Raw genomic sequence first — 26,783 nt, 5'->3', positions numbered from 1 at the left:
AGAGAGAAAATCTGTAAACTATTAAATCGATTCTAAAGATGCTTAGTGCAAAAAATATCATTCTTAAGTCCTTGTTTTTCTATCTTTTTATCTCAACATGAGCCTTTTGCCTATAATATTTTCTTTATTTGCGCAGGGCGACTCTATATAAGGAAAAATTACTATATACTTTAATTTATAAGGCCATCCTATATGTTAACTACCTATTTTAAAGCAGCGCAGGAAGGAGCCCTTGCTTCTTCTTACATTAACTTCGAAGACTTACAAGATGCTGATAAAACTCCTATTCAGTATCAACGGCTTTTTTTAAGAAAGATAGAAGAGCTCTCTGCTATTATTGAGAGGTTTAATAATTTGGATTTAGATGTAGTAGAAGCATGGGATGCCATTCGCGGGCAGATCATTCATTTAAAGTTGTCGGTTAAAAATGAAAATAAAATTTATGAATTGTTTAAAGAGGGTTTATCGTTACACGCCGAGTTTGAATTAAGAAAGGAGCGCTTAGAAGTACATTTCTCAGACTTGGAATGGAAATTTAGGTTTAAGCCACACAGCGCTGAGAATAGCTTTAAGATAGCTTTTAAAAGGTTAAAATTTTTTACCCATTACTACTCTTCGCCTAAAGAGCAGGAACAACCCTTCAATACCGAATGGTTATATCAAAGGATCACTAAAATTCATTGCAGCCATGAACATCAAAAAGAGCTTCTAAGGCTTATCTTTAATATCTGGTCTAATAGAGAAGGAGATTCCCCCCTAATATACCAATTACGCATTCAAATGGCAGCCCTTGAAGGTTATATCAATACCTTATCTTCTTTGTCAGTAGAAGAACAAAAAAGTGAAGAAACACCTACTTATAAAACTCTCTATGATAAGATCATTTTAACTTGCCAACAGCTAACCTTAAGACATAAGCAAAAAAGTTTGAGAGATGAGGAATGGGGCTTATTTTGTAGCGAAATCTGTAAAATTCCTTTTAAATACCAGGATGAAAAAGAGCTGTGGGAATTTATCTCCGAGCAATTGAAGGTGAATGTTGCCGAAATAAGGTATCAACGTTATCTGTGGCAATATAATGTTTATTCTGAGGGTAAATGTTTTAGAAAAGAAAAATTTGAGACCTTACTTTTTACACTTGAAGATCTTTCTAATTGCTATGCTCAAGGAACTCTAGGAAAAGCTAAATGGGATTCGTTATGCGAAAAAATAGTTCAAGAAAGCTTTTTACCGCTAGGACAAAAGCAAGAATTAATTGAAGTATTTTTAAGAACGTGGAAGACTCCTTCAGACTCATGGTTATCTACTCTCTGGCATATTCCTAATTATTTAGCAAGCTATTGGAAAGATGAAAAAGACGAGGAAAAAGTCATTTGGAAGGACGAAAAAATTTTTACTCTTTTAAACTCTGTGCACGAGTGGGTAGTAAATAACGAAGCTTTCATCCATGATAGGCTTTCTACCAGGCCTAATCACTCCCCTCTTGTGAAAGAAAAAGTAGAAGAATTGATAAAATTTTTAAGGGACTTGCAACTCTCGCTTTCAAATGATACTGGTTCTAAGATTTGTAAATCTCCTGTCTATAATCAGAAGATGAAAGAGTCTCATATAGCCTATTTATCTAAACTTCGAGAGATATTAAAAGATGCTAAAGAAGATTTTGAATTATATAAATCGTTAGGTGAAGAGTCAGCTAGCGGCTATGCATTAGTGTTAAAGCATTTGTGTGATCACATGTTTACAGACATTAACGGCGTGGCATTAATGAGAAAGGCATTGCAAGAAACAATGCCTATAGGATTAGAAGAGTTAATTAAAAAGGAGACGCGCTTTATAGCTTATAGGCAAAGCAATCTTTTATTATTACCTAAAGAAGTGCAACACGCCGCTATAGTAGCTTTACCACCAAGCTACAAGCTTCCCTTGCTTGATTTATTAGGGTGGAAAACCCTGAAATATAAGGAGCATCATCAGCAGTGTAAGATTCCCTACAAGGTTTTAAACTTCACAATTAGTCAAAAAGATGGCTCAGAAAAAATAGTAAATTTTCATCGCTTTGCTAGACCTACCTCGAAAGCTGGCTTAAATGCTGAATTTGATACTTTTGCAGCTGGTTCGCGTCGCATATTATTGATTAATTTGCAAAGTAAAGCTCTTAAAAAGTATGAATCAGAAAGAGCTAAAACCGATGCATTGATTAGCCTTAACCATGAAAAATGGCTATCAACTTTTGCCGCTATTTTCCCCTTAAATCATTCGGCCCTATTCTACCCTAACGAGGCACACATAGATCCGGCCCCTCATATTCCTCGCTATAAAACTACGCAAGCCTTTATGGCAGCACTTATGGAGAAAATTATTTCTCCAGGAATAGCAGAAGAATCAAGTAATCGGGCTGACTATGTATTTCCTAAAGCGTGGAAGATTAGCCTGGAATTCAAGGAATTAGTCACTAAATGTATGTATGAAGTAAAGGAAATTTTTTTTAAAGATGTGGATCCCTTGATGCAAAGCCATCGACGTATTTTCATTAAATTGTTTAATGCTCGCCTTATATTAGCCCTCCTGCCCTTTATGAAAGCAGATGCTTTTGCTTGCTTCTCATCTGATTCCACAGATCGAACAGATATCGTAGTGAGCCTCTTGCTAAAAATGGTATTAATCATGTGCGATTTAGAAGATAAACCGATTTATCAAGAAGAGAAAGAATCTCCTTTATGGAAAGAAATAGTGGCAATTTTTGAGGCTTCTACCTTGGTAACGGCCCCGCGCCAGCTTCATAAAAATGTTTTAGGATTAATGCAAGCATTCGAAATTTTTGATAAGCCTGGAGTTAGAGAAAGACTCCGCCATGCAAAAGAGCTAATGGGGGTTAGGGGTGCTGAGTTTCCTTTCATTTACAATAAAGAGGAATGGCAAATTGAAGCTCTGCCCCATGAAAAAAGGGAAGATTAAACAAACTTCGACAAATGATTTAGCTAAGCTGAGGATAAAAAAAAGGCGTTTGTAAAACTTTAATGGCATTTTTTAAAAATTATAGGCGTATCATCTAAAAAGATTTCATCCTTTAGAAGCTTGCTTGCTCCTTAAAGAGATGGCTTTTATTAAGTAGAGCAAGGCCTAAAGAGCTGCTGCAAAATAATAGGAATTTTATTATATCGATAAATATCCTATTAGGGGTGAAAGGCTTCTTGAAAAGGAAGATATTTGGTAAGCAATGCAGCCATGCTATAAATAAAAATTTTAATAAATTTAAAACCTTACGGTTAAACTCTTAAAACCAATAAGCCTAGCCCATAAGATGGGAGGGATGCTTACACATCCCCTACCCTCTTAAAGGCTTAAGCAATGGTCAAAACTCATTAATTGCAAGTTTTCCAATATTTACCTATCCATGAAAGGTAACTGTTAAACATGCAAAAAAACTTAACTTTATAAACTTCATCTATTTAAAATAAATTATCAAATAGACTCTCTTTTAGACTCTCTTTAAATTTTCAACCTATCACAATGTTTAATAATTTATTAGGCACAAAAATAACTTTTTGTACCATTTGGCCTTCTAAATGTTTAGTAACCAAAGGGTTTTTTTCTGCGGCTTTAAGGATGGCTTCTTGGGATAAATCAATAGGTAAGGTTAATCTACCCCTAAGCTTACCGTTGATCTGGACGATGTAAGTGACATGCGAATCCACTAAAAAATTTTCATCAATTTGGGGAAATGCGACAAAGGATAAAGCTTCCTTACAATCTAGTAACTCCCAAATTTCCTCGGCAAGATGGGGAGCAAAAGGCATTAAAGCTTGTGTAGCCATCTTAACGACTGAACGAGGATATAAAGGCAGTTTTGTAAAGTCATTTATAAATTCCATCATTTTAGCAATAGCGGTATTGAATTGCAAAGCTTCAATATCTTTCTCTACTCCATAAATTAGGCGATGGCCTAATTTAAAAGCTTCTTCAGAATCTTCGTACGTTAGCTTATCTGAGGTAGCCATTTCATAGAAACGAACAAGAAAACGTCGGCAACCACTCACCGCTTCTGAACTCCATACTTTCTCTTTATCTAAGGGCCCTAAAAACATTTCGTATAACCGCAATGCATCGGTACCATATTCTTCAATCACTTCATCCGGCGAGACACCATTAAGCTTAGATTTAGACATTTTATCAATCTGGCTTTTAAGCTCTTCTCCTGATTGCCGATGAAAGTAATGGCCTTCTCTTTCAATCACCTCTTCAGGTGACACATAGGCTCCTAAGCTATCTTGGTAGGAACGTGCTACCATTAAACCTTGATTGCGTAAAGTCCTAAAAGGTTCACAAAAGCTGACATATCCGCAATCGAAAAGCACTTTGTGCCAAAAGCGAGCATACAAAAGATGCAAGACAGCATGCTCTACTCCTCCCACATACATATCCACAGGGCCCCAATATTTTTCTGCTTCTTGGCTCCAGGCTTGTTGATCATTATGAGGATCACAAAATCGCAGATAATACCAGCAAGATCCTGCCCAATTAGGCATCGTATTTGTCTCTCGTCGAGCCTTCTTACCCGTTCTACTATCAAAGATATTTATCCACTCTTCTACTTTACCCAAGGGGCTTTGGCCATCGCCTAAGGGTTTATAGTTAGACACGGCTGGCAACATTAAAGGAAGTTCGTCTATTTCAAGAACGCGTTTCGTACCGTCTTCAAAATGCAAAATAGGGAAAGGTTCCCCCCAGTACCTTTGGCGCGAAAATAACCAATCGCGCAATTTATAAGTAACCGTACTTTTACCTATCCCTTTTCTTTCTAGCCATTCAATGATCTTTTCTGTGGCCTCAGCTTGCTTTAAGCCATTTAAGGAAATTTCCTCATTTTCACTCTGGATACATACGCTCTCCTCCGTTACAGCTTGATAGACCATCGAATCTTCTGGATGAACGTTGTAGACATATACCAGTGGAAGATCAAATTTTTTAGCAAACTCAAAATCGCGCTCGTCATGGGCAGGAACAGACATAATAGCGCCGGTACCATATCCCGGGATCACATAATCCGAAATCCAGAGGGGAATGTCTTTGCCATTGGCAGGGTTAATGGCATAAGCACCTGTAAAAACGCCACTTTTATTCTTATTTAAATCTGTTCTTTCCAAATCTGTCTTAGAAGCCGCTGTTTTTTGATACTCTGCTATGTAAGCCTTTTGGGTTTTTGAAGCAATCTGTGCCACTAAAGGATGCTCAGGAGCTAAAACCAGATAAGTTACACCAAAAAGTGTATCAGGACGAGTAGTATAAACTTCTAGGCAACAATCGCTATTTTTTATCGGAAAGCGTATAGAAGCTCCCTCACTTTTTCCAATCCAATTAATTTGTAATTTTTTTAAGCTTTCTGGCCAATCCACTAATTCTAAGTCTTTAATTAAGCGCTCAGCATAGGCAGTGATTTTTAGTATCCATTGGCGTAAAGGCCTGCGTTCAACAGGATGCCCCCCTTCCTTGCTAAAACCATTTTCAATCTCTTCATTGGCTAACACTGTTCCTAAGACAGGGCAATAGTTCACCATCATTTCTGCTTCGTAAGCTAATCCTCTTTTATATAAAAGTGTGAAAATCCATTGCGTCCATTTAAAATAAGAAGGATCGCTAGTAGAAATCTCCCGATCCCAATCGTAGGAATAACCTACACGTGAAAGCTGGCGCTTAAAATTAAGCACATTATTTTTTGTGGTCTCGGCTGGATGTGTGCCAGTACGGATAGCATATTGTTCTGCAGGCAATCCAAAACTATCCCACCCCATAGGATGTAATACATTAAATCCCTTTTGCCTTTTATAACGTGCCAAAATATCTGTAGCTGTGTATCCTATAAGATGTCCTACATGTAAACCTGCTCCCGAGGGGTAAGGAAACATGTCCAAAATATAATACTTAGGCTTTGAGGGATCAATTTCTGCTTTAAAAATTTTATTATCAGACCAAAATTTTTGCCATTTTGCTTCAATTTTTTTATGATCATATTTCATTCTTTTATCCAAAGTAGTATACATATAAATTTATGAGAAAGAACCGTTAGAACTTTATGCGAAAGAACAACAAAAAGTCAAAAAAAAAGGAGCTCGGCTCCATCCAAAAAAGTAAAGAAGATCGTCTGTATGAAAATTTGCTGAAAGTTACCCAAGAATTTATGGGCGGTAAAGGGTACTTAGCGATGAGTGAATCCGAGCTTTTTGAACGCTTGCACCTGCCCGAGCAGTACCGCGAAATTTTCGGTAGAGTCCTCACTCATTTACATCAGTCAGGCTTAGCTAGCCAGGAGCATAAGCGTTATGCTTTGAAAAGCTCGTCAGCCGAAATTGTTAAAGGCATTTTAAGTGTCCATCCAAGAGGATTTGGATTTCTAAAAGTTGAAAATCCCTCTATTTATTCAGAGGACATTTTTATCCCCAAGCATTCGATTCAGAATGCGGTAGAGGGGGATATAGTTGAAGTGTGTGTGGAGCCTCCCCCTTTTAAAGAAAAGGGGCCGGAAGGTAAAGTAGTGGCCATTCTAGAACGAGCACGCACTCATGTAGCCGGGATAATAAGAAAAGTAGATCGCTATGGCGAAATTCTAGCCTATGTTCCTTTGCTGGGCCTTTCTCAAAGGGTGATTGTTGAGCCTTCAAAAGAAAGGAAACTTCAAGAAGGCGACAGAATAGTTATGCAAGTCACAGATTGGGGCCGTAAAGATACAGAAACAAGCTGTAAATATTCTCACTACCTCGGGCATATCTCCGATCCTTCCTGTGATGTTAAAGCAGCAATCGAAGAATTTGGCTTACACTCTAATTTTTCTGAGCAGGCTATTGACGAGGCTGAAAGGATAGGAACACGAGTGACCGCAAAAGATCTTCTAGGAAGAGAGGATTTTCGTGAGATTGAATGCTTTACCATTGACCCGGATACAGCTAAAGATTTTGACGATGCCATCCATCTTTCCAAAGATCAACAAGGGCATTATCATCTAGGAGTTCATATTGCCGATGTGTCTTATTATGTAACGCCTGGGACAGCTTTAGATAAAGAGGCGGCTATGCGTTGCAACTCTACTTATTTTCCTGGAGCCTGCCTCCCTATGCTTCCTTCCATTTTATCTGATAATTTATGCAGCCTTAAGCCTCAAGTAAACAGACTTACCGTTTCTGTTTTAATTACTTTTGATCGTAGTGGAAACGAAATCGATTATCGTATTACCCGGAGTGTGATCAAAAGCAAGAAACGTTTTACCTACAAAGAAGCTAAGCAAATTTTAGAAGGTAAAAAGCCCTCTCCTCATGCTCCTACTCTCCATCTTATGGTAGAATTATGCAACTTATTGAAGAAAAAACGCTTTGAAAGAGGAAGTATTGAGTTTGCTTTGCCTGAACTGATCATTTTAGTGGATGAAAAAGGGGTTCCTCAGGGTACAGATTATATTACCTACGATATCACTCATCAATTGGTTGAAGAGTTTATGCTGAAAGCCAATGAAACAGTCGCCAGGCATTTGACCTCGCTAGGTAAAAATCTGACCTATCGTGTTCACGATGAGCCTGCTGAAGAAAGCATGAAAGAATTTGCCGCGTTAGCAAGAGCTTTTGGCTATAATTTATCTGATACGCCTAGCAATGCAGAAATTCAAAAACTTTTTGAAGAAGCTATGCATTCTTCCTATGGACAATATCTGGCTACCAGTTATATACGTCGCATGCGTTTAGCTATTTATTCGCCTGACAATATAGGTCACTTTGGTTTAGGCCTAACCCATTATTGTCATTTTACAAGCCCTATACGCCGTTATATTGACCTAGTGATTCATCGCTCGCTTTTCCATGAAGAAGAAACCTATGAAGCTTTAGAAATAGTAGCCAATAATTGCTCAGAAAAAGAAAGGCAAAGTGCTCGAGCAGAGGCTAGTGTAAAAACTCTCAAAAAATTGCGTTTGCTATATTCTCGCCAGCAAATGGAGCCCTACAAACAGTATGAAGCTGTTGTCACCCGTGTAAAAAGTTTTGGAATAATCTTTGAAGTTCTAGATGTAATGCTTGAAAGCTCTTTACATGTATCCGAGCTTAATGGAGATTACTATGTCTATGATGAAGGCAATTTAGCTTTAAAAGGACGCCATACCCATCAAACTTTTGTAGCAGGGGACAAAATCACTATCATGCTCAAAAAAGTTGATTTTATTACCTTAGAAAGCTCCTGGACACTTGTCCCTGAGGCAAAATCTAATCCACTAAAATCAAAGAAAATGATGAAACCCCTACCTTCTCGTCCTGCTTCTAAGCCTAGGCTAAAAGATTTTCTATATACCGCCTCAAAAAGAAAAAGCTCAAAAATTTCCCCAGGCAAGAAAAAGCCAAGAAAATAATGGAAAAACTTCCTTTAGATTTTTATTTAAGAGACGATGTCCTACAGATTAGCCAAGAGCTATTAGGTAAAGTATTGATGACCTGCATCAATGGAGTGTATACGGGAGGAATTATTACTGAAACGGAAGCTTACAGGGGTCCTGAAGATCGAGCTTCCCATGCGTATGGCGGCCGTCGTACCAAACGGAATGAGGTGATGTATCATGCAGGTGGACATGCTTACGTGTATCGCATCTATGGAATTCACGCCATGTTTAACATTGTTACTAACAGTATTGAAATTCCCCATGCTATTTTGATTCGCGCTATTAAACCTATTATTGGCGTTGAACAAATGATTAAACGGCGCAATAAAACTAAAAATAAAGCAAGCCTTACGGGTGGACCAGGGACATTAGCACAAGCTTTAGGCATTGATACTATTCATAATGGCTTACTATTGACAGGACCCCTTATCTGGCTAGAAGATCATCACATTTGTTGCGAAAAAAAGAATTTAGTCATAGGACCGCGTGTAGGCATCGACTACGCAGGTGAGCATGCTCAACTCCCCTGGCGTTTCATCTATGCGTTAGAAATGTAATTAGGATAAAATTTTAATACTTGTAAGCTTCTGACTTTCTTTTCCTATTTTTAAGATGGCCCTATCTTTACATCTTTTGAATAATTAATTCTTTTCTGTTATAGTAGTTTTATGAAAAAATACTTCATTACAGGTCTTGCCGTTCTTTTACCTTTAACTTTGACTCTCTTTATCGTAGTTTTTGTTTTTAATAGACTCACTGACCCTTTTGCAGGTATTACTAAAGAAATTCTTAAGCAAAATCATTTTCTTGAAAAGACCCCTCCTCAGCTGCAACATTTAATCAGCCAAGTTATTATTGTGACCTTGATCTTTTTCTCTACTGTTTTTGTGGGAATGATTGGACGTTGGCTTATAGTTAGATATATTCTCCGATTTACAGAGAAAATTCTACGACGCATTCCTTTTATTCGCTCAGTCTACAATACCTGTAAAGATGTAATCAAAACATTATTTATTTCAGAGGGCAAATCTTTTAAGCAAGTTGTCATGGTACCCTATCCCAATGCTACCACTTATTGTATAGGTTTGATTACACGAGAGAATATGGTAGGTTTAGGCAGCCATTCAGATGAAGAGCTAGTGGCTATTTTTGTTCCCTGCACCCCCAACCCAACTTCTGGCTTTTTAATGATGTTTAGAAAAAATGAACTGATTTATTTGGATATGAGTGTGGAAGAAGCTTTTAAATATATTATTTCTTGCGGAGTAATTTCTGTCTCGTTTAATCCTTTATTACCCTCTGCAAATATGTTATATGCATCCCCGAGCGTACCCTTATGAAAAAATACTTTTTAACGGGATTGGCACTCCTTTTGCCTGTTATCCTTACACTAGCTATCGTAGCTTTTATAGTAAATTTATTGACAGATCCATTCATTCATCTTCTCAAAGCAGCTTTTCATTACTATCACCCTGCTAATGATTACCCATGGAATTTAGATCAAACTTTAGGGCTACTCCTCATTATTCGTCTATTTATTTTAATCATGGTCGTTATATTTATTATTTTTATAGGATTCTTAACGCGTACATTTTTCATGTATTCTCTGCTTAGCTTTACTGACAATTTGATTCGTCATATTCCTATCATTAATAAGGTGTATAAGTCCCTCCAAGATGTTATTCATCCTCTTTTTTCTTCCACCAGTTCATCTTTCAAGCAAGTTGTGCTTGTCCCCTATCCTCATGAAAGCTCTTTATCTATTGGCTTTTTAACCTCAAATACGCTAAAAGAGACCGGCGAGATCAGATTAAAAGATAAAATGGCAGTTTTTGTGCCCGGTACACCCAATCCTACTTTCGGTTTCATTCTGATGTTTCCCCAAGATAAAGTCAGGTTAATTGATATGAAAGTTGAGGACGCTTTCAAGCTTTTAGTGTCTTGTGGTATTATGCTTCCTTCCATGCCAGGGAGCTCTGATCATGCAAAAACCTAATATCATCTTCATTCCTGTATTCTCTAACCAGCAAAAACTAGGATCTATCTGCCATTATATCCAGCATCATTTTGAAGTAGGGGATAACGTTTTAGTTGTCGCTCCTAATGAACAAGCTACTCGCTATATCGATGAATTGCTGTGGAAATTTTCCCCCGAGAGCTTTCTTCCTCATATAGCTTCAAATACTCCTTCATCAGAAAAAGTGGTCATCACTTCTGTGGCTCAAAATTTAAATCAGGCTCTTGTTTTGATAAATCTGTGTGCAGAAGTAAGCCCTATTGCAGAGCACTTTAATGTTGTTTATGAGCTGTATGATCAAACTCATCCTGAAAAGCTAGCGCAATCGCAACGCCGTCAACAGATTTACACTTCAAAGCAGTATACTATCGTCCACTCGGCAGCTTTGAAGTAGAGGGTAGATAAAAAGAATAAATTTAAAGAATATTTTTGCTAAAGGGTGAGTCCCCAGTTTTATTAAGAAATTCTTTCATTATTAGGGAAAATGAAAGCCACATTATCTTCTTTGTTTCTAATTTCTTCCATTAAGTAACGCGCTTGCCTAGCTTGATCTTGATAGGCTTGTGATAATTTAGGAAGATTATTATTAGCCATAACATAAGCGATGAAAATAGTCCCTACAGCAGCTATCACACTCCTAACATAGGCAGAAGTAAGCACAGCGAGGGAAGCCACAGCATGAGGAAGAAATAAACCACTCACTACTACAGCACTTGTCGCTGTGATTACTACTACTCGTTTGGTTAGGAAAGCTTTGATGCTTGACTCTCTTTCAATATTTTTTAATGTTCTTACTGCAAGCGACTTCGCTACCGGTCGATCTACAACAATTTTAAGCTTTTGTTGAAGGGTATCTATCAGATTTAAACGAAATTTATACCCAAATATTTCAAAATTAGCTCTAGATTGCCTATATACATATGCATATTGCATAAAAAAACCTCAGAATAAATTATCAAGCCATCAATAGCAAATGTATTAAAGTATTAATCATGCATTAATTAAAGCAAAAATTAATAAACGCTTTCTTTTACCGATGAAGAGGGGTGAAAAAATTTAAAAATTAAGTTTGATAAAATGGAAAAGGTCTTGTAGAGAGCTAATATAATTCAGTGCGTTGCATATTAACCACATTAACCTATGCCTATATTCTCTTAAATTTCCGTACTCTCTCCCTTTAAAGATACCATGATCTTTGACATTAATAAAGCACCATTTATAAAGAAAAAAATTAGAGCATAAGGAGTTAACATGTAGCCCTAGCTAAGCGATAAAAAATAGAGTTTAGAAGTTTCCAATTTATATAAATAAGCAAATTCAAAACTTCCATTTAATCCCGCTTTAAACTTTTATCCTAGAGGATAAATCCAATATTGCTTAAAAAAATTATTGTTTTAACCTAAAAAATTGCTTGCTTTATCATGCCATAAATAATTTTGCATTTTTCTCTCATTTTTTAAATTCTGCTCATATTATTTTTTTAAAATAATCATCATACTTCTTCCTCTAAAATTAAAATATTATTTAGTAGTTAAATATTTTTTTATAGCTTCTTTATTTTTCTTCTCATAATTATTTGCATGAGATTTTTTTTCAATAAATATCTAGCTTTCTTAGATATTAAAAATTATTTTGTAATTAATAAATTATTTAGCTTTTTATTTTAGCTCTCGGAAAATGCCTAGTCATCTTACCATTCGAAAATATTGACAAGATGCAGGGATTATTGATATGAAAACCCTCAGGTGAGGTTAATGTTTGCATGATGTTTTTAGGCCGTGTTTAGAGTCATACTCTTTTTATTGACTGTAAAACAGTATCTAAAGTTTTAAGGATATCTCTATAAAGAATTTTTAAACTTAATATTTTACCGAAAAGTCCTAAATTTAAAGCTTATTTTTTTAACAGGTGCTTTTTTATAAAGAGGCGGCTCCCCCACAATATGGTCATTGATCAAATTTTCCTCTAGATAAAACATTTGTTGCACAACCGCAGGACGACTTAGCTTTTCATATCGCTACAGGCTTTTTAGTTTTCCCTTAGTAAAGCTTGCTGCAGCTTACAAGAGCTTCTTAAAAACTCAGCTGATCAAGTAGTAACCGGTTAATTTACAAATATTTAAGTAGAATAGCAGCGTATAATAATCAGGTTGAGCGTTTTTAAGAGGCTTACCTGGTTTAAGCTTAGAGCCAAAGCTTTTTTTTTTTAAGATAGTATTTACTCAACAGATCTAATTGTCTTATTTAAGAAAAGCTTGGCCTGTAAGGAAAAAAGAGCGCACCCACTAGACAAAAAATCCATTTTAGCAGGAGAGTAGCCTTATGAACATTTCTGAAACATTGGAAAATTTAAAAATTCAATTAGGAGGGGGAATTATCAAAAAAACTTATTTTCTTGGGGAAGTAATCGTAGAGGTAAGCAAAGAAAATATAAAAAAGGCGCTTATATTCTTAAAGCAGGTAGGTTACGAGGTCTTAATAGATCTTACAGCCATCCACTCTCTGCTGCCTAACAAAAAAATAAAAATTGCATACTGGCTATATAACCCTATTCATTGTGAGCGTATGCGAATAATCAGCTATACCGAAAGTGACATTCTACTCCCTTCAGTAACAGATATATGGGAAGAGGCTGAAGGGTATGAGCGCCAGCTTTTTAATTTATTTAACGTTCGATTTACAGAGCATTACACGCCTAAAGGAATCTTGGTAGCCAAGGAGTGGGAAAAGCCTTCTTCATCGCAAGGATACGTACAACAAGAAGAGTGTATGAAATTTAAAACTTTCCTTAGCAATCCGGACCCTTCACTCATCATTCCTTGTGTCCATGCTAATCCTCCTATGGATTGAAAAATTTTAAATAATAAGACTATAAAGCTTATGTAGTTAGAGGTAATAACAGCTTATTGACGATCTGCTTTTCACGCATGACCCGGCCTAGAACATAAATAGAAATATTTTTATTAAATCCTTGATTTTTTTATTTATCTAGGCAAGCCTTAAAAAATAATGCTAACCTGGACATAAATCTATTTTATCATCACACGCTCCGTTACAATTTCTTTAATGCTTTTCGCCATCTTTTTCTCTTCTTGGTTAGTTTTACAGTTTCTAAGAAAGCTTTAAATATTTTTTTGTTTTCTTTAGATATTTTTACATTAGCAGTAGCTCCTGTTTTTACTTCAGCATCAACGAAATACTCAGGATGAAATTGAAGAAAAATTTTAGGGCTTCTTCCCCTATCACTCTCCAAAGCTTTAGGGATTTCTTCTTTTTCGCTTGGATAAACAATGATTTCTTCTAAGTGATCGCCGATCCTATCCAAAGCTTGGTGATGGGCAGAAATACTACTAAATTTGCCATTGACTACTTCTCTTAATAGGCCGCGAGAATGACCCGCAGAAACTTCTTCAGTATGGTATGTTTGGCGGCTTACTTGCCCTTCAACATGTTGTTTCAATGTGCCTCCATAAAAAACATTGCCTACGTGTGAGCCTCTACAAATGCCCATTAATGGAATGCCTTTTATTATGGCTTGTTGGATCAATCCAAACTCTAATAAACTTCTTCTATAATCAGAATCAGTATGGGTGTGAGGGTCTTTTTTATCTCCATAAAATTCTGGTTCCAGATCAGCTCCTCCAGGTAAAATGATAGCATCGACATAAGAAGAAAGCTTAACAGCTATAGAATAGATCTTGTATATTTCAGAATTTTCTAATTGCTTTAGTTGATCATCCCTTATCCCTTTCATAATTTGTCCTGGGATGCTTGTACAGAAAGAGGAATTTTTCTGGATTAATCTAATTTGATTTTTTACCTGCTGGTCTAAGAGGAGAAGATTAATATTATCCATCAAGTAATTATACTTTACAGGGATACCCTCTACCTCTTTTATGGCTAAGTTTACTTTAGTAGCAGTCAACCCAGGCTGACAAAAACTCCACGGAATGAGAATGGTAGGTTTAGTAACCGCATATCCTTTTCCTCCCATCCTATTAAACTTGTGTTTAGCATCAAATAGTAAACAGTCCGTTAGCTCGCAATCTATAAAATTACTGCTACGACTCTCGTCAATTTCAACTTCTAGGAAATTGCTACCGGTCAAGATAGAAGAAATGAAATCTACCGATTTAAGATTGCTTCCATAGAAATCTACATATTTTAAATCACAATTACTAAATTTTATGTTGTTTAAGCTACTACCAGCTAAACCCACCTCACTCATTGCACAACCATCAAAAGATGTGTTTATCATTTTGATTTTAAGCCACGCAGCATGATTGAGATTGCACTTTATGAAGCAACAGTCTTTAAATAAAGAGCCTGTTAAATTTATGTATTTGAAGTTACAATTCTTGAAGGTAATACTGTTAAAATGTACGTGCGTTAGGATATCAGTGCCCCAATAAGGTTTTAATCCCATTCCCTCTATAGGATTTACAGTCATTCCCATCTCTTTTAAGTCCAGAGAGACTACTTCTAAAGAATAATTGCCTTTTCTTAGATAATCCGTAAATTTGATTGAGCAGGTCGCATCATTTTTTCTTCTCTCTTTTATTTCTCGTAAAATCTGTAAATATTGGCTTTTATTAACACACTTTATTTTATTGCTCATTTTATCTCCCCGTTAGCCAAGCGGTAATATTTAAAAATATCATTAACGAGTGCTCTTCATCCTTCTTAAAGCTCAAGCGGTCACGAAAGATACCGAGCATTAGGTGCAATTATACAGGCATCTGCAAAACCAAAAGCAGGAGGAAATAGCTATTATTTCCATTTGCTGCGCTTTTAGATTCCTATCATTCCCTCAGCCTCAGCCATTTAATGCACCCATGAACGGCTTAATTTTAGAATATTTTCTTTTCCCCCCCTCAAAATTTTTAGAATAGTAAGTCAGTTAACGATTTATAGAGTTACTTTTAAGGATTTCTTGAATGAAAATTGTTTAATATGATGAGGATTAAATAAAACTTTTATTACAACTTGCACTTTATAACATGTTTGAAAGGCATTTATTCTTTAAAATTTCTTCCTTTTATAGGGGGCTTTTGCCACACCTCTCCTCGAAGCCTCTATTTATTAAGTAGAAAAGGCCATTTCTTTTCCATTAAACGCGCAATCGGCCGACATTCACGAGCCATGGTATACAAGTTGATCAGATCCTCATAAAGCATCCTATTTTCTTTTTTAGTAACATCTTGAGTAAAATTATGAGTAATTACATTGATAATATTTCTAGCATCGCTGACTCGCCCTTGTTTGATTGCCTTGTATACACATTCGAACAGCTCTAGCCAGGTTTCTTCTGCCGGTTCCTCTCCTTTAAGCTCTTTAATATGATTATAAACAACATAAGGTTGATAAAGATGGCGAATTACCCAACAATGGTGAAATATAATGGCAAAAATAATGGACACGGTCAGCGCCAAAAATAACTCACTTAAATATTTTTCTATGATGGGTATTTGCTGAAGAGCTATTACAAGGAAGCAAATAATAGCTGAAGTGATTAAGATATATAAGCCGAAATGGGCTCTCGGATTACTAGAAATGCGCGAGAAAAAACCGGGCGATAACCTTTCCTGTACTGCTTGAAAAGGAATCATGGTTAAAAATATGATAAGGCCGAAAATTGAGACTGAAAAAAAGCCAAGATCGAAAAACTTCTCTACTTTTATTTCGGCAAAAGGAAAGCCGGTATAAGCGAGCGCGATAAAAAGACACCATACTCCTCCTATAGTAAAAAGAGAAGATAGAGAAAGTTTAATAAAATTAGAAAATCTAAATTGCAACACTTTTTGAAAGGGCGACATTTTATCCTCCTTAAAGTTGGTGTTTATTTGGATATTTCATATCTAAACAAGATAGTTATTTATAAAATTATTTGCTATTTGGAAAGTAAAACAGTTAAGGCTTAACCGAGAATCTTACTAGCAAGCCTTAAAAGAAAGCCTATTTAACAAATAGGCGACTTACCTAGTATAGTCTGCGCCGCTTCAAAAAAAAAGCTTAAACCTCTATTAATTGGCATATTTACTCCTCGATAGCCCCTCCCTACAGAGAAGAAAACAACAACTCTTTTAAACTTTCCTTTAGTTTTACTTCTCTTGGCTTGTTAATGTAAGCCGGCTTATCAGATTTACTCATACTGACTTAGCATGATCAAAAAATTATGTCCTTCCCAAGCATTCTATTCTAGTGTGAGTGCCGATATTTCAAATCCTTAGTGCCCTATCTTTCGCTTTTTTAACAGTCTCTCCCTCCCGATAGCTTAAGATAGATCCTCCCTTCAGTAAATTGATTTCAATCATTAAAACTTTGAAATGAAAAAACATGACTGTTTTGAGCCATTTCCTTAAGGTTTGCATTGACGTTAAGGAATATGCAGTCCTTTCTTACTCCATTGAATCCTTATAATTTAATTCGTCTTTAAGAGATCTCATTGAATTTTTACTAGATGAAAATTTGTCAAGATAACACCGGGCGAAAAGACGTTAACGCTGATATTTTGAGGCCCTTAGCTAGCTGAGGTAAAGTTTTTGAATAGTTTTCCTCATTCTACGGATGGCAGAGAAGAGATTACAGAAGATAAAGATCCATTCCTCTTTTTTGGAACCATTTTATATATCCGAGCCAACTTTTTATCATTTAGGGAAAACTCAATAGACTAGGGTGAAGGATGGCGAGCCTTTGATTCAGGCTTCCCCCATACCAATTCTCTCTTTTTATAATAGTAAGCAACCTGCTTTAAGACTATTCTGCTAAGGCTAAGCACTCTCATACGATGCTTAAGTAAGATACCTTCATTCCCTCAGAAAGCTTTGCTTAAGGCGAATAATTGAATTTTTAAAAAATTGAAAATGAAATAAGGAACGTGAACTTCTCAGGCTCCTACAGATATGAAAGTAGGGCCTAATGCAAGATAGGTTAAATACCTTAATTTCTCCAAATTTCTTTGCTCTCTCGTAAAGATTTCGCTTGAGGAATTGGCGACATAGAATCTTCAATCTATTGTGGCCTATTTCGCAGCAAGGCAACATGGCAAATATTACTTATTGCAAAACTTTAGCACGCCTTCAACAGAAAAGAAGCCCTAATGATAAGTTAGATCTTTAAGTAAACTTCGCATTTTAATTAAAAAACATAATTTTGCCAAGTCACTCCTAATTATTTAATGGCTTTTTTGTATGGCATTACCTAAAAAAGGTAGAACTTAAATTTTGACTTATTGAATTTAAAATTGGATGAAAGAAAGATGCTTATGAGACTGCTTAAGCTTTTTTTTGCATCACTTGCAGTATTGCATAAATTAACAAATCTCCAGTTACTGGGGATGCACTTCGAACTTTTGACTGGATTACTCTTAAAAAAAAACCTCACATCTTGTTCATTTTTAAACGCTTAAATTTTAATTGAAAACAAATGTATCTTAAAGGATGCTTCCTTAATCAGGAAATGGATAGAGTTGGAAGTAGCTTTTGTTGGTAGATTAGTTGTTCAATATATGGTACAATGAAGAGAAAATACAAAATACTCGTAACAAATGAGTTTGAAGAATGGCTTGAGAGGGAACCCGCAAAATCTCGAGTTCAAATTGCTAAACGAATCGATAATATCAAAGAAGAAGGGCATTTTGGAGATCACAAACAAGTAAGAGACCATGTTTGGGAACTTCGATGGGATAATGGACGAAGAATCTATTACTGTTTGATCCCAGTAAGCCAGGTATTACTATTGCTAGGGGGAAATAAAAATGGCCAAACTAAAGACATCAAACAGGCAGAAAAAATTTACAAAGAGTGGGTTTATGACTAAATTTAAGAGAACGCCTCGTGAATACAATCCAATGAAAGATCTTTTAGATGAAGAGCTTATTGCAAAAGCTGTTTGGGAGTGCTTAAAAGAAAATGATCCTGATGGTGTGATTGAAATTCTGGAAGCTCATATTAGTGCCAAGAATAAAAGCCAACTTGCTAGAGAGCATGATTTACCTAGAACGACCCTATATCATGCCTTTAAAAGCAAAAATCCTACCCTTCACACACTTGCTAAACTGGTAAATGCAACCGTTTAAAAAAGCAGTTTATGAGAAGAAGTACGAAATATCAAGATTGGCTTCTTGAAAAGCTTAAAGATCAGGATGAAGCCGTTGTGCATCTAAACGATACTTTGGAAGAAAGCCTTAAAGGTGATGAAGAGTCTCAGCAACTCTTTCTTATTGCTCTCCGCAATGTCGCAGAAGCTCAAGGTGGTATTGGTGCTCTCGCTAAAAAGGCTTACGTAGGTGTCAAGCGACATGACAAATTGGCCCCCAGCCATAGCAAAATTTGCCCCCTCCTCCTAGTTTTATTTTTTCTCGTTCGTTGACTCGCCACGTTTTACAAGTCCCGAACGCATTTTTTCGCGCAGTCTATAACTTTCTCCACGAATGGTAACCACCTGACTGTGATGAAGAAGACGATCTAATATTGCTGTTGCTACTACACTATCTCCAAAAACTGTGCCCCATTCTCCTACTGATCGATTGCTTGTGATGAGCATGCTGCCTTTTTCATAACGTCTGGAAACAAGCTGAAAAAACAAATGAGCTGCATCGGCTTCAAAAGGCAAATAGCTAAGTTCATCAACAATTAAGAGCTTAAGCTTACTTACCTGGCATAACTCTTCTTCTAATTGCCCTTTTTTATGAGCATTCGAAAGCCGAGTAAGAAGAGCCGTTGCTGAAATGAATAATGTTGAATAACCCTTAAGAATGGCCTCTCTACCTAATGCAATAGCAAGATGGGTTTTCCCCACACCTGGAGGCCCCAGAAATAACACGGCTTCCCCATGGGCAATCCAACGACAAGCAGAAAGTTCTTTGATTTGCCTACTATCCAGTATTGGCTGGCTCTCAAATTTAAAATTTTCTAATGTCCTAACACATGGAAATTTTGCAATCTTTATCGCCATTTTAATCCGTTGTTCCTCTTTACAGGATAATTCATGTTCAACAAGCAATCGTAAACTTTCTCTGAGTGTCAATTTTTGCTCAATAGCTTGATCGAGCAAATAATCTAAGCTATCTCTGATCGCTAGAAGCTTTAGCCGAGTTAGCATAGAATCAAGCCTGTTTTGTTCTATTATCATGACCAGCTACCTCCTACTAACCTTTCGTAGCCGCAAGAGGCCTAGATAACTCCGCATCCATAAAATTTAAATTTTCTACACACTTAATCTCTTCATGCTCTTTTGGCCGAAAGGTTCCTACAATTCCTTTAAAATGCTCAGGTTAAGAATATTTTGATATTTTCCTTTGCATTCTACATGACGAGCAATTTCAGTTTGCTTATAGAAGATGCGAACCTCATTTTCTATTAGCTGAACAAAGACCCGTTCCTTAATTATCTTCCAAGGAACACTATATCTATTCGTATCGATCTCCATACAAGCATCCTTATGAACGATTCGGTCAAGTTCTCGAATCTGCAGGAAGGGTGGTTTTCCCTTTAAAGGGTGAAGAGCATCTTTTTCCATCTCTTCAAATACTTTCAAGGGTATTTTACGCGTAGTACCATGGAGCCTTTGATCAGAAATATTGTGCATCCAATGCTCTAAATGACTTTCGAGAGATTCCCAGCTAGCAAACTTGTGCCCTGCGATAGCATTGCGTTTAACATACCCTATAGCTCTCTCATCCTTACCCTTTGTTTTGGCACGATAAGGAACGCAGGCTGTAGGACAAAATCTCCAGTAATTTGCAAAAGCAGTAAAACGCTCATTAAATTGGACTTCTCTAGTAAGCGCATGATGTTTGGTTATTAAACTTTTAGCATTATCTACAAGCACCTCATCGGTAGTACCGCCAGAAAAAGGCTTCCTCTATTCCTTTAAACCAAGACGATTGTTGTTCATGTAAAAAAGGCTTAACGTAAATTCTTCTTGAAAAACCAAGGGTGGCAACAAACAAGAAGACTTGAGTGAGTTTATCTTGAATGTATAGGCGAGTAGAACCAAAATCAATTTGTAGTTGTTTTCCTGGTGGTGTTTCAAATCTTAGAGTGGCTTGAGCTTTTACCTGTAGCTCATCTCTAAAAGGTTTTACCGCTCGTTCAATAGTGCGAAGAGAAATATGGCGAGAATGGTTTTTTAGAAGTTCTTGCCGAACCACGTCTGCATTTCCTCTATGTATAAAAAAGTATTCCTTTATTCGATCTTCAAGTCCAGAGGTAACTTTTTTCCGTTTTGGACTTTTATAAGGAACCCAGCCTTTTTGTTTCAGGTATTTTTTCACAGGGTTTTTACTGATACCAAGTTCCTTAGCAATACGTTTGTGGCCCCATCCCAGTGTATGCAAGGTTAGTATACACTCCACATCTTCTTGTTGTTTCATAAGTTCCCCTTGAGGATTTAAATTATCCGGGGAACAATTGTATTCTTGCATATTTTTTACATTCTCCAATTTTAGTGGAGGAAGGGGCAAATTTTGCTATGGCTGGGGGTCAATTGTTGGTGTCGCCGGCCAGAGGTGGGGGTCAAAAGTTCATGTCGCCAGGGGGTCAATTTATCATGTCGCTTGACACGTAGGGCGCGAAAGTCTTTATAAGACTCTTTCAGGCACAGGCAACCCAAAGTGGCATATACTTGTTTCTCTCTGCGTCGCGATGGGGCTTAATTTGAGATTAATTTAGATTCTAAGGAATTAATTTATTGAACCAAAAATATTATATTTATTGAGTGAGTTAGCAGAAATATACTATTTACAATTTAAGTTTATTTCATTATAGTAATTATATTATAAAAACAAATCCTAGAATTAACTTTTTAATATATCAATTTTTTCCGAAACAAAAAGAGCAGTATTATATTATGGAAATCAATTCAATAAAATCACCTTCTTTTAATGTATTAATTTTTTCCCAAACAAGAAGGGAGAAATTTTTAGATTTCATTACTTGGATCTTCTTTCGCTTATCTCTTTTATGGGATGCAAGGCAGCGAGAAGAATATCACCAATTTTTTGAAATCAAACGTCTTAGCGTTGCTGAAAATACCCCTGAAATGACCAAGCTATTTAAAGAAAAAGTTCTTGCTCTTTGTCAAAAAATTTCTGATGAATCGATCACGCAGCACATGAAGCGACTCAATCATGGGAAGTTAGGTTACCAACTATATTTTAATACCGTTGGAGATGAAAAAGCTTGCATTAAAGCCCATGAGGTATTTGAAATGCTATCTATGAAATGGGAAAGGGGAGTTCCGTTTAATCGAGATAGGTTTTCAGCATTTTGGCCTGCACATAAGCAAGCTATCCGTATAGAAAATATTTTCCTTCAAGCTTTAGCTTTTGAAAAAAAGATCCCTCTTTCTACAGATGCTCTTGAATACTGTCGTATTTATGATGATATGTCTTTGAGCTTTCCTATGAGTTTTCATTCTTTCTCCCTTGATTTAGAAAGCACAGAAAAGAATCTTACTAAAAACATCGAAGCTATGCCGAATGATCCTAATGAAATCGATGATTTTTGTGACTTCTTTTCTCAACTTCTGACACATTGGTCTCCCCGTTTCAGAATAGGCCTTTGTCAGCGGTATTTATTCTCACAATTATCCAAAAACTATCCAGACAAAAAACTTTACCTCATCATTCTTCTTCGCGCCCTAGAAAAAGATGAGATCTATCATAAATATTCACTAGAAACGATTCTTGCTAAATTGAAAGTTCATTTACAAAACTTCAATCTACTGGAATATTGGAGAGAAAAATTAATCATTGAAGATGACGAATTTTTTATTAGAGATCCTATATGCATTCCTTTCGAAATACATGAACACTATAGCCACCTAAAAGACAGCTTCATAATCTGAAGAGATTTTTTAGTAAAGAAAACTCAGTTGCTGGCTATGTTACGAACTTTTGACTGAATTTCATTAATCCATAAATAGCTTCACTTCAATTTATAATCAAAAGGCAAAAATATTCTTAAGGGAATAAGATCTCCATTTGCCAACTCCTCTCGTCCAGCGACTAACCTTAAGAGATGGCAAAACTGATGCGAGTAAGCATGAAGGGCAAAACAACAACAAAAACCAGATTAAGAGAAGAAGATTTCAAAATCCTTTGCTTTAATAGTAATCGGCGGCGAGAAATCCGCTAAAGGTCAAGATTTTGGTACTTCTAATTTGCGTTTCATCTGGATAGTTGTATTACCACCAAAAAGTGCTTGATCGCCTTTACCAGATATGCGTGCAAATCCTTGATCATCAAATACATGCTTATAAAGACTCAAAGAGAGTTCTTTCTCGATTTGAGTCAATTTTTATCTTGCTTCTAACCGCTCTAACATTTGAATATGTTTTTCTAAAAGTTCTTGTCTTCTTGTCTGCAAGGCAAAGTAGCTCTGAGCAAAAGCAATAGGGTCTTTGCGTAGATCGCCGTTTTGTGCCGCCAAATAACATGCATAGCGGGACAACATAATATCAAGGATTTCTCTTTCGCTTCCTGCTCCTAACTTGACCATTTTGGTGATGTCACCGAAATGGTTGATTGCAGGCTAGCCAGAGTTTTGGCAGGCAGTTTTTGCTTTCTCGATAACTTTAAGAAACTTTATCTAATCATTGTATTTTAGAAGCTCCTGTATGTCCCTAGCCATCCAATATTCAAAGCCTTGTTCAATATGGACTGCTTTCCTCAAAGCTTTTGCTTAATTTGCTAATAATCTCTTTTTTCAAATGGTTCTCCTTTTTCTCATACATGGAACGGGTAGCCCCGAATTTTGGGTAAACATTTATATTTTCTCTAAGACGGTGCCAATTGATTGGTCAGCTAAGATGATTCGATTTGACCGCTTAGCTAGTTTATGAGTGCTTTTTTGGCTAAAGAAAATATCGAAGAAAATATCTTTAAGTTTTGTTCTCTCTAAAAATATAGGGATCGTTGCACCTGTTGCAAAATCTTCAATACATAGAAGGGTTTCTGGCGAAGATTTAGCAAAAACCTACTTTATGCACAAATTTCAGCATTTACATATTCAAGCTCTCTTTCCTCTAAAAAATGAATGGCATGTCCCAACACCACTCTGCTAGAACTAAATATTCCCAGATTGCGCATGAAAAAGCGACTTCGTCTCAAGAGAACGCTTTACCTAGATCAAACAGCTTACTTCTTAAAGGAGTGAAAGGGAAATAGTGTACATGAGATTTCAGCAACCCTTAAGACTTCATGAGGTTTAGGATCAACAAGGAATTTATTGATCACTATCAGCTCGCCAAATTGCTTTACGGTATTGCTATGTCCTCGTTCAAGGAGCCGATAGCAAAGATTCTTTAACCTATCATAGGCTATTTCATAGTAAGGCGGCATGGCGAATATATGGCTATCTTGAAATTCGAGTACGCTTCCAATAGATGAGATCCTTTCTTGGATGGCTTGAACTTCTGTTAGATTTTGCTCATCAAGCAGAGTATGCAATTTTGAGTAAGCATCCAATATTTCTTTAATCGTCTTTTTCTCGGTAGCTTCATATTCTTTTTTCACTTATCCATTCTAGATATAGAGGTTCAAAGCGTACGAAATGGTGAATGGATCGCAAAGGCAACTTTTGAGTACAAGAACGTTACCCTGCCTACCGGCAAGAAGGCGATCGAGGTTGATCCTCAGAATGCCACTTTTGTTATTAAAATGTTTGAACTTTATGCCATTGGCATTCACTTATTTCAAACAATTGCTGATGAAATGAATAGCTAGGATTGCGAAACGCTCAAGGAAATCCATTAGGAGCTAGTCGAATTGGAATTACCCTTAAGAATCCTTTTTACTTCAACGTTATGTGCGTAAAAGGAGAGCTATATCTGCCATCGATATCCGATCTGAAGGCCTATTTGGCCAAGTATAGGATATTATGGCAGGCCACAATAAAGCTTCTGGTCGCTATGCGCGTCATCCCATTCTTTTTAGGGGGTTGATTATGTGCGAACACTGTGGCTGCACTGTCACTGGAGATATTAAAAAGCAAAAATATATTTACTACAGCTGCAATAACTCCAAGCGAACATGCCAAAAGATTTGGGTTAGAGAGGAGCAGCTTTTAACTCCTCTAAGCGGATATCTTGATCAGATTCAGCTACCCGATGCAGCAATTGAAGAGATTGTGACCTAGCTTAAAAAATCTTATACACATGAACAAAAATTTTTTAAACATTCCCAAGACGCACTTTGTAAAGAGCTACCTCATATTCAAAACTCTCTATTCAAGCTCATTGATATGCATCTGGATGGAGCGCTTGATTCTGACACGTATCATTACAAGCTCGAAAAATATAAGAAGGGACATGGAGAGATAACCTCAAGGATGAAGCACATGCCAACGCCAGTAAAACCTGTTTAATCAAGGCAAAAATAGCATTGGATGTGGCAAAACGAGCAAAGGAACTTTTCATGAGCTCGAAGATGAGCGAAAAACAACAATTGTTGAATTTCGTCTTTTCGAACTTGAAATTGGATGGTAAAAAGATGTCTGTAATACTGCTTGAGCCGTTTTTTTGCGTCACTTGCAGTGTTACATTTATTAAGAAATCTCCGGAAGTAGGATTCGAACCTACGACCAATGGATTAACAGTCCACTGCTCTACCGCTGAGCTATTCCGGATCAGAAAGCGGTATATTACATAATAAGCTTAATATTTGGCAAGAAAAAGCGGCAAAATAAATTGCCGCTTTTATATTTTAGTAGTCCATCCCTCCAGGAGGCATGGCAGGGGCAGCTTTTTCATCTACAACATCAGCAATGAGTGCTTCTGTAGTAATTAACAAACCAGCTACTGAGGCTGCATTCTCTAATGCACATCGAGCAACTTTTGTAGGATCTAAAATTCCCGCTTTGATCATATCGGTAAATTCACCTGTTAAAGCGTTGTATCCTTGAGCATCTGATAATTTTTCTACTTGCTGAAGAATAATTGAACCTTCTTGACCTGCATTCTCTGCTAGCTGACGAAGTGGAGCGCTAAGTGCTTTAGCAATAATTTTTGCGCCCGTTTTTTCGTCACCCTCTAAGCTTTCTGCTAAGCTTAGAACGGAAGGTACACAACGTATATAAGCTACACCCCCACCAGGTAAGTACCCTTCCGCTACTGCAGCGGCAGTGGCATGATGCGCATCATCGACACGATCTTTCATTTCTTTCATTTCCACTTCGGTAGCTGCACCCACACGGATTACAGCAACACCACCGGCTATCTTAGCCAATCGTTCTTGTAGCTTTTCACGATCATAATCAGAATCCGTTTCTTCAATTTGACGTTTGATAAGGGATGCACGCTCCTCTATCTTTTTCTTATCGCCCATGCCTTCAACAACCGTTGTTTCGTCTTTATTAACGATAATTTTCTTAGCGCGGCCTAGCATCTCTAATGTTGTACTTTCGAGCTTCATGCCAAGTTCTTCGCTGATCACTTGAGCACCGGTTAAAATAGCAATATCTTCTAACATGGCTTTACGACGATCGCCAAATCCTGGAGCTTTTACTGCACAAAACTTTAGCCCCGTGCGCAGACGATTTACTACTAAGGTAGCCAATGCTTCCCCTTCTACATCTTCAGCAATAACAAGCAGAGGCCTTCCGCTTTCAGCACAAGCTTGCAAGATAGGAATAAATTCTTTTAAAACTGAGATCTTCTTTTCATAGACTAACACAAAAGCATCTTCTAATACACACTCTTGGGTTTCTGGATTGGTCATAAAATAAGCAGAAAGATAGCCTCGATCAAAATTCATTCCTTCGACTACATCAAGAGTCATCTCAAAGCCTTTAGCTTCTTCGACCGTGATGGTTCCGTCTTTCCCCACCCTTTCCATGGCTTTAGCTATGATTTCTCCAATCTGCTGATCATTATTGGCAGAGATAGTGGCTATCTGAACAATCTCTTTAGAGTCTTGAACTTTTTTACTGCGGGATTGTAATTCTTTAACAACTGCTTTGACAGCTTTTTCAATACCACGGCGTAAACTGAGCGGATTTGCTCCTGCAGCCACATTACGAAGACCTTCAGCATAAATAAATTCAGCAAGCACTGTAGCGGTAGTTGTACCGTCTCCAGCTTTATCAGCTGTCTTACTAGCTACTTCTTTCACCATTTGGGCGCCCATATTCTCATGCTTGTCTTCCAACTCAATTTCTTTAGCTACGGTTACACCATCTTTTGTAATGTGAGGTGTTCCATATGCTTTATCAATAATCACATTGCGTCCTTTGGGACCTAGTGTAACTTTTACGGCATCAGCAAGAATGCGCACACCTTTAAGAATCTTTTGACGAGCATCTTCTTTAAATTTAATATCTTTCGCGGTCATAATCTGTTTCTCCTTGAACCTATG

23 protein-coding genes and 1 tRNA gene are annotated in these 26,783 nt (G+C 36.9%); 12 read left to right on the top strand and 12 right to left on the bottom strand.

What is annotated here, in order from left to right; translation table 11 throughout:
• Positions 1 to 192 precede the first annotated feature (192 nt).
• Entirely contained in the window at positions 193 to 2,955 is a 2,763-nt protein-coding gene (locus tag DB42_RS06585; protein WP_044882259.1) for a hypothetical protein, read from the top strand.
• 542 nt (positions 2,956 to 3,497) lie between these two features.
• Here the strand turns inward: DB42_RS06585 and leuS are convergent.
• Positions 3,498 to 6,014 (bottom strand): leucine--tRNA ligase, encoded by a 2,517-nt coding sequence (leuS, locus tag DB42_RS06580; RefSeq protein ID WP_044882258.1) that lies wholly within the window; start codon positions 6,012 to 6,014, stop codon positions 3,498 to 3,500.
• Positions 6,015 to 6,070: 56 nt separating this feature from the next.
• Between leuS and rnr the strand changes: the two genes are divergently transcribed.
• From rnr to DB42_RS06555, 5 genes are all read left to right on the top strand, one after another.
• Complete coding sequence (gene rnr / locus DB42_RS06575; protein ID WP_044882257.1) at positions 6,071 to 8,383, top strand: ribonuclease R; 2,313 nt, start codon at positions 6,071 to 6,073, stop codon at positions 8,381 to 8,383.
• Positions 8,383 to 8,967, top strand: coding sequence for a DNA-3-methyladenine glycosylase (locus DB42_RS06570; RefSeq protein ID WP_044882256.1), 585 nt, complete (start codon positions 8,383 to 8,385; stop codon positions 8,965 to 8,967). Before rnr ends, DB42_RS06570 begins: the two co-directional genes overlap by 1 nt.
• A 111-nt stretch (positions 8,968 to 9,078) precedes the next feature.
• On the top strand, positions 9,079 to 9,750 hold the full coding sequence (locus tag DB42_RS06565; RefSeq protein WP_044882255.1) for a DUF502 domain-containing protein: 672 nt from the start codon (positions 9,079 to 9,081) through the stop codon (positions 9,748 to 9,750).
• On the top strand, positions 9,747 to 10,406 hold the full coding sequence (locus DB42_RS06560; protein ID WP_044882254.1) for a DUF502 domain-containing protein: 660 nt from the start codon (positions 9,747 to 9,749) through the stop codon (positions 10,404 to 10,406). Before DB42_RS06565 ends, DB42_RS06560 begins: the two co-directional genes overlap by 4 nt.
• Positions 10,393 to 10,821 (top strand): DNA polymerase III subunit chi, encoded by a 429-nt coding sequence (locus tag DB42_RS06555; RefSeq protein ID WP_044882253.1) that lies wholly within the window; start codon positions 10,393 to 10,395, stop codon positions 10,819 to 10,821. Before DB42_RS06560 ends, DB42_RS06555 begins: the two co-directional genes overlap by 14 nt.
• Positions 10,822 to 10,883: 62 nt before the next feature.
• On the opposite strand, the gene DB42_RS06550 is transcribed toward DB42_RS06555, so the two are convergent.
• Positions 10,884 to 11,360 (bottom strand): hypothetical protein, encoded by a 477-nt coding sequence (locus DB42_RS06550; RefSeq protein ID WP_042240851.1) that lies wholly within the window; start codon positions 11,358 to 11,360, stop codon positions 10,884 to 10,886.
• A 1,388-nt stretch (positions 11,361 to 12,748) separates the two neighbouring features.
• Here DB42_RS06550 and DB42_RS06545 point away from each other — a divergent pair.
• Entirely contained in the window at positions 12,749 to 13,276 is a 528-nt protein-coding gene (locus DB42_RS06545) for an NADH-quinone oxidoreductase subunit C (protein ID WP_044882252.1), read from the top strand.
• A gap of 202 nt (positions 13,277 to 13,478) precedes the next feature.
• On the opposite strand, the gene DB42_RS06540 is transcribed toward DB42_RS06545, so the two are convergent.
• Together DB42_RS06540 and DB42_RS06535 are read right to left on the bottom strand one after the other, a co-directional pair.
• Positions 13,479 to 15,044, bottom strand: coding sequence for a gamma-glutamyl-gamma-aminobutyrate hydrolase family protein (locus DB42_RS06540; RefSeq protein ID WP_044882251.1), 1,566 nt, complete (start codon positions 15,042 to 15,044; stop codon positions 13,479 to 13,481).
• Positions 15,045 to 15,501: 457 nt separating this feature from the next.
• Positions 15,502 to 16,242 carry a hypothetical protein gene (locus DB42_RS06535; RefSeq protein ID WP_044882250.1) on the bottom strand — a complete coding sequence of 247 codons (741 nt, stop codon included), beginning with the start codon at positions 16,240 to 16,242 and terminating at the stop codon, positions 15,502 to 15,504.
• Between the two features lie 1,699 nt (positions 16,243 to 17,941).
• Here DB42_RS06535 and DB42_RS06530 point away from each other — a divergent pair.
• Genes DB42_RS06530 through DB42_RS06520 form a run of 3 tightly spaced genes read left to right on the top strand, consistent with a single transcriptional unit; the run spans position 17,942 to position 18,796 of the window.
• Positions 17,942 to 18,244: a type II toxin-antitoxin system RelE/ParE family toxin gene (locus DB42_RS06530; protein ID WP_044882249.1), complete on the top strand. Its 303-nt coding sequence runs from the start codon at positions 17,942 to 17,944 to the stop codon at positions 18,242 to 18,244.
• Positions 18,237 to 18,503 carry a DNA-binding protein gene (locus DB42_RS06525; protein ID WP_039384863.1) on the top strand — a complete coding sequence of 89 codons (267 nt, stop codon included), beginning with the start codon at positions 18,237 to 18,239 and terminating at the stop codon, positions 18,501 to 18,503. The genes DB42_RS06530 and DB42_RS06525 overlap by 8 nt, the downstream gene beginning before the upstream one ends.
• 11 nt (positions 18,504 to 18,514) lie before the next feature.
• Complete coding sequence (locus DB42_RS06520; protein ID WP_238579011.1) at positions 18,515 to 18,796, top strand: DNA-binding protein; 282 nt, start codon at positions 18,515 to 18,517, stop codon at positions 18,794 to 18,796.
• On the opposite strand, the gene istB is transcribed toward DB42_RS06520, so the two are convergent.
• The 3 genes from istB to DB42_RS10485 form a co-directional block, all read right to left on the bottom strand.
• On the bottom strand, positions 18,776 to 19,558 hold the full coding sequence (istB, locus tag DB42_RS06515; protein WP_193365282.1) for an IS21-like element helper ATPase IstB: 783 nt from the start codon (positions 19,556 to 19,558) through the stop codon (positions 18,776 to 18,778). The two genes, DB42_RS06520 and istB, sit on opposite strands and share 21 nt — an antisense overlap.
• Before the next feature lie 117 nt (positions 19,559 to 19,675).
• A complete protein-coding gene (locus DB42_RS10490) occupies positions 19,676 to 20,257 on the bottom strand; it encodes a transposase (RefSeq protein WP_052436034.1) in 582 nt (193 codons plus the stop codon).
• Position 20,258: 1 nt separating this feature from the next.
• Complete coding sequence (locus DB42_RS10485) at positions 20,259 to 20,801, bottom strand: transposase (RefSeq protein ID WP_052436033.1); 543 nt, start codon at positions 20,799 to 20,801, stop codon at positions 20,259 to 20,261.
• 476 nt (positions 20,802 to 21,277) lie between these two features.
• Between DB42_RS10485 and DB42_RS06505 the strand changes: the two genes are divergently transcribed.
• Positions 21,278 to 22,276, top strand: coding sequence for a hypothetical protein (locus DB42_RS06505; RefSeq protein ID WP_044882248.1), 999 nt, complete (start codon positions 21,278 to 21,280; stop codon positions 22,274 to 22,276).
• A gap of 293 nt (positions 22,277 to 22,569) precedes the next feature.
• Here the strand turns inward: DB42_RS06505 and DB42_RS11260 are convergent, their stop codons facing one another.
• The 3 genes from DB42_RS11260 to DB42_RS06495 all read right to left on the bottom strand — a co-directional run bounded on the left by DB42_RS11260 (position 22,570) and on the right by DB42_RS06495 (position 23,945).
• Complete coding sequence (locus DB42_RS11260) at positions 22,570 to 22,725, bottom strand: hypothetical protein (RefSeq protein ID WP_155117452.1); 156 nt, start codon at positions 22,723 to 22,725, stop codon at positions 22,570 to 22,572.
• A gap of 3 nt (positions 22,726 to 22,728) precedes the next feature.
• The gene (locus DB42_RS10480) at positions 22,729 to 22,929 is read right to left on the bottom strand and encodes a hypothetical protein (protein ID WP_052436032.1); all 201 of its coding nucleotides are present in this window, start codon (positions 22,927 to 22,929) and stop codon (positions 22,729 to 22,731) included.
• A 638-nt stretch (positions 22,930 to 23,567) separates the two neighbouring features.
• Positions 23,568 to 23,945, bottom strand: coding sequence for a hypothetical protein (locus DB42_RS06495; RefSeq protein ID WP_044882247.1), 378 nt, complete (start codon positions 23,943 to 23,945; stop codon positions 23,568 to 23,570).
• 364 nt (positions 23,946 to 24,309) lie between these two features.
• Between DB42_RS06495 and DB42_RS06490 the strand changes: the two genes are divergently transcribed.
• A complete protein-coding gene (locus DB42_RS06490; protein ID WP_044882246.1) occupies positions 24,310 to 24,567 on the top strand; it encodes a zinc ribbon domain-containing protein in 258 nt (85 codons plus the stop codon).
• Between the two features lie 417 nt (positions 24,568 to 24,984).
• On the opposite strand, the gene DB42_RS06485 is transcribed toward DB42_RS06490, so the two are convergent.
• Together DB42_RS06485 and groL are read right to left on the bottom strand one after the other, a co-directional pair.
• Positions 24,985 to 25,056, bottom strand: a tRNA-Asn gene (locus DB42_RS06485).
• Positions 25,057 to 25,133: 77 nt separating this feature from the next.
• On the bottom strand, positions 25,134 to 26,759 hold the full coding sequence (gene groL / locus DB42_RS06480; RefSeq protein WP_044882245.1) for a chaperonin GroEL: 1,626 nt from the start codon (positions 26,757 to 26,759) through the stop codon (positions 25,134 to 25,136).
• Positions 26,760 to 26,783: the final 24 nt, after the last annotated feature.

Origin of the sequence: Neochlamydia sp. EPS4 (genome assembly GCF_000813665.1) — a bacterium.
In the GTDB taxonomy this organism is placed as follows: Bacteria; Chlamydiota; Chlamydiia; order Chlamydiales; family Parachlamydiaceae; genus Neochlamydia.
This window is presented reverse-complemented; position numbering and strand designations above follow the sequence as displayed.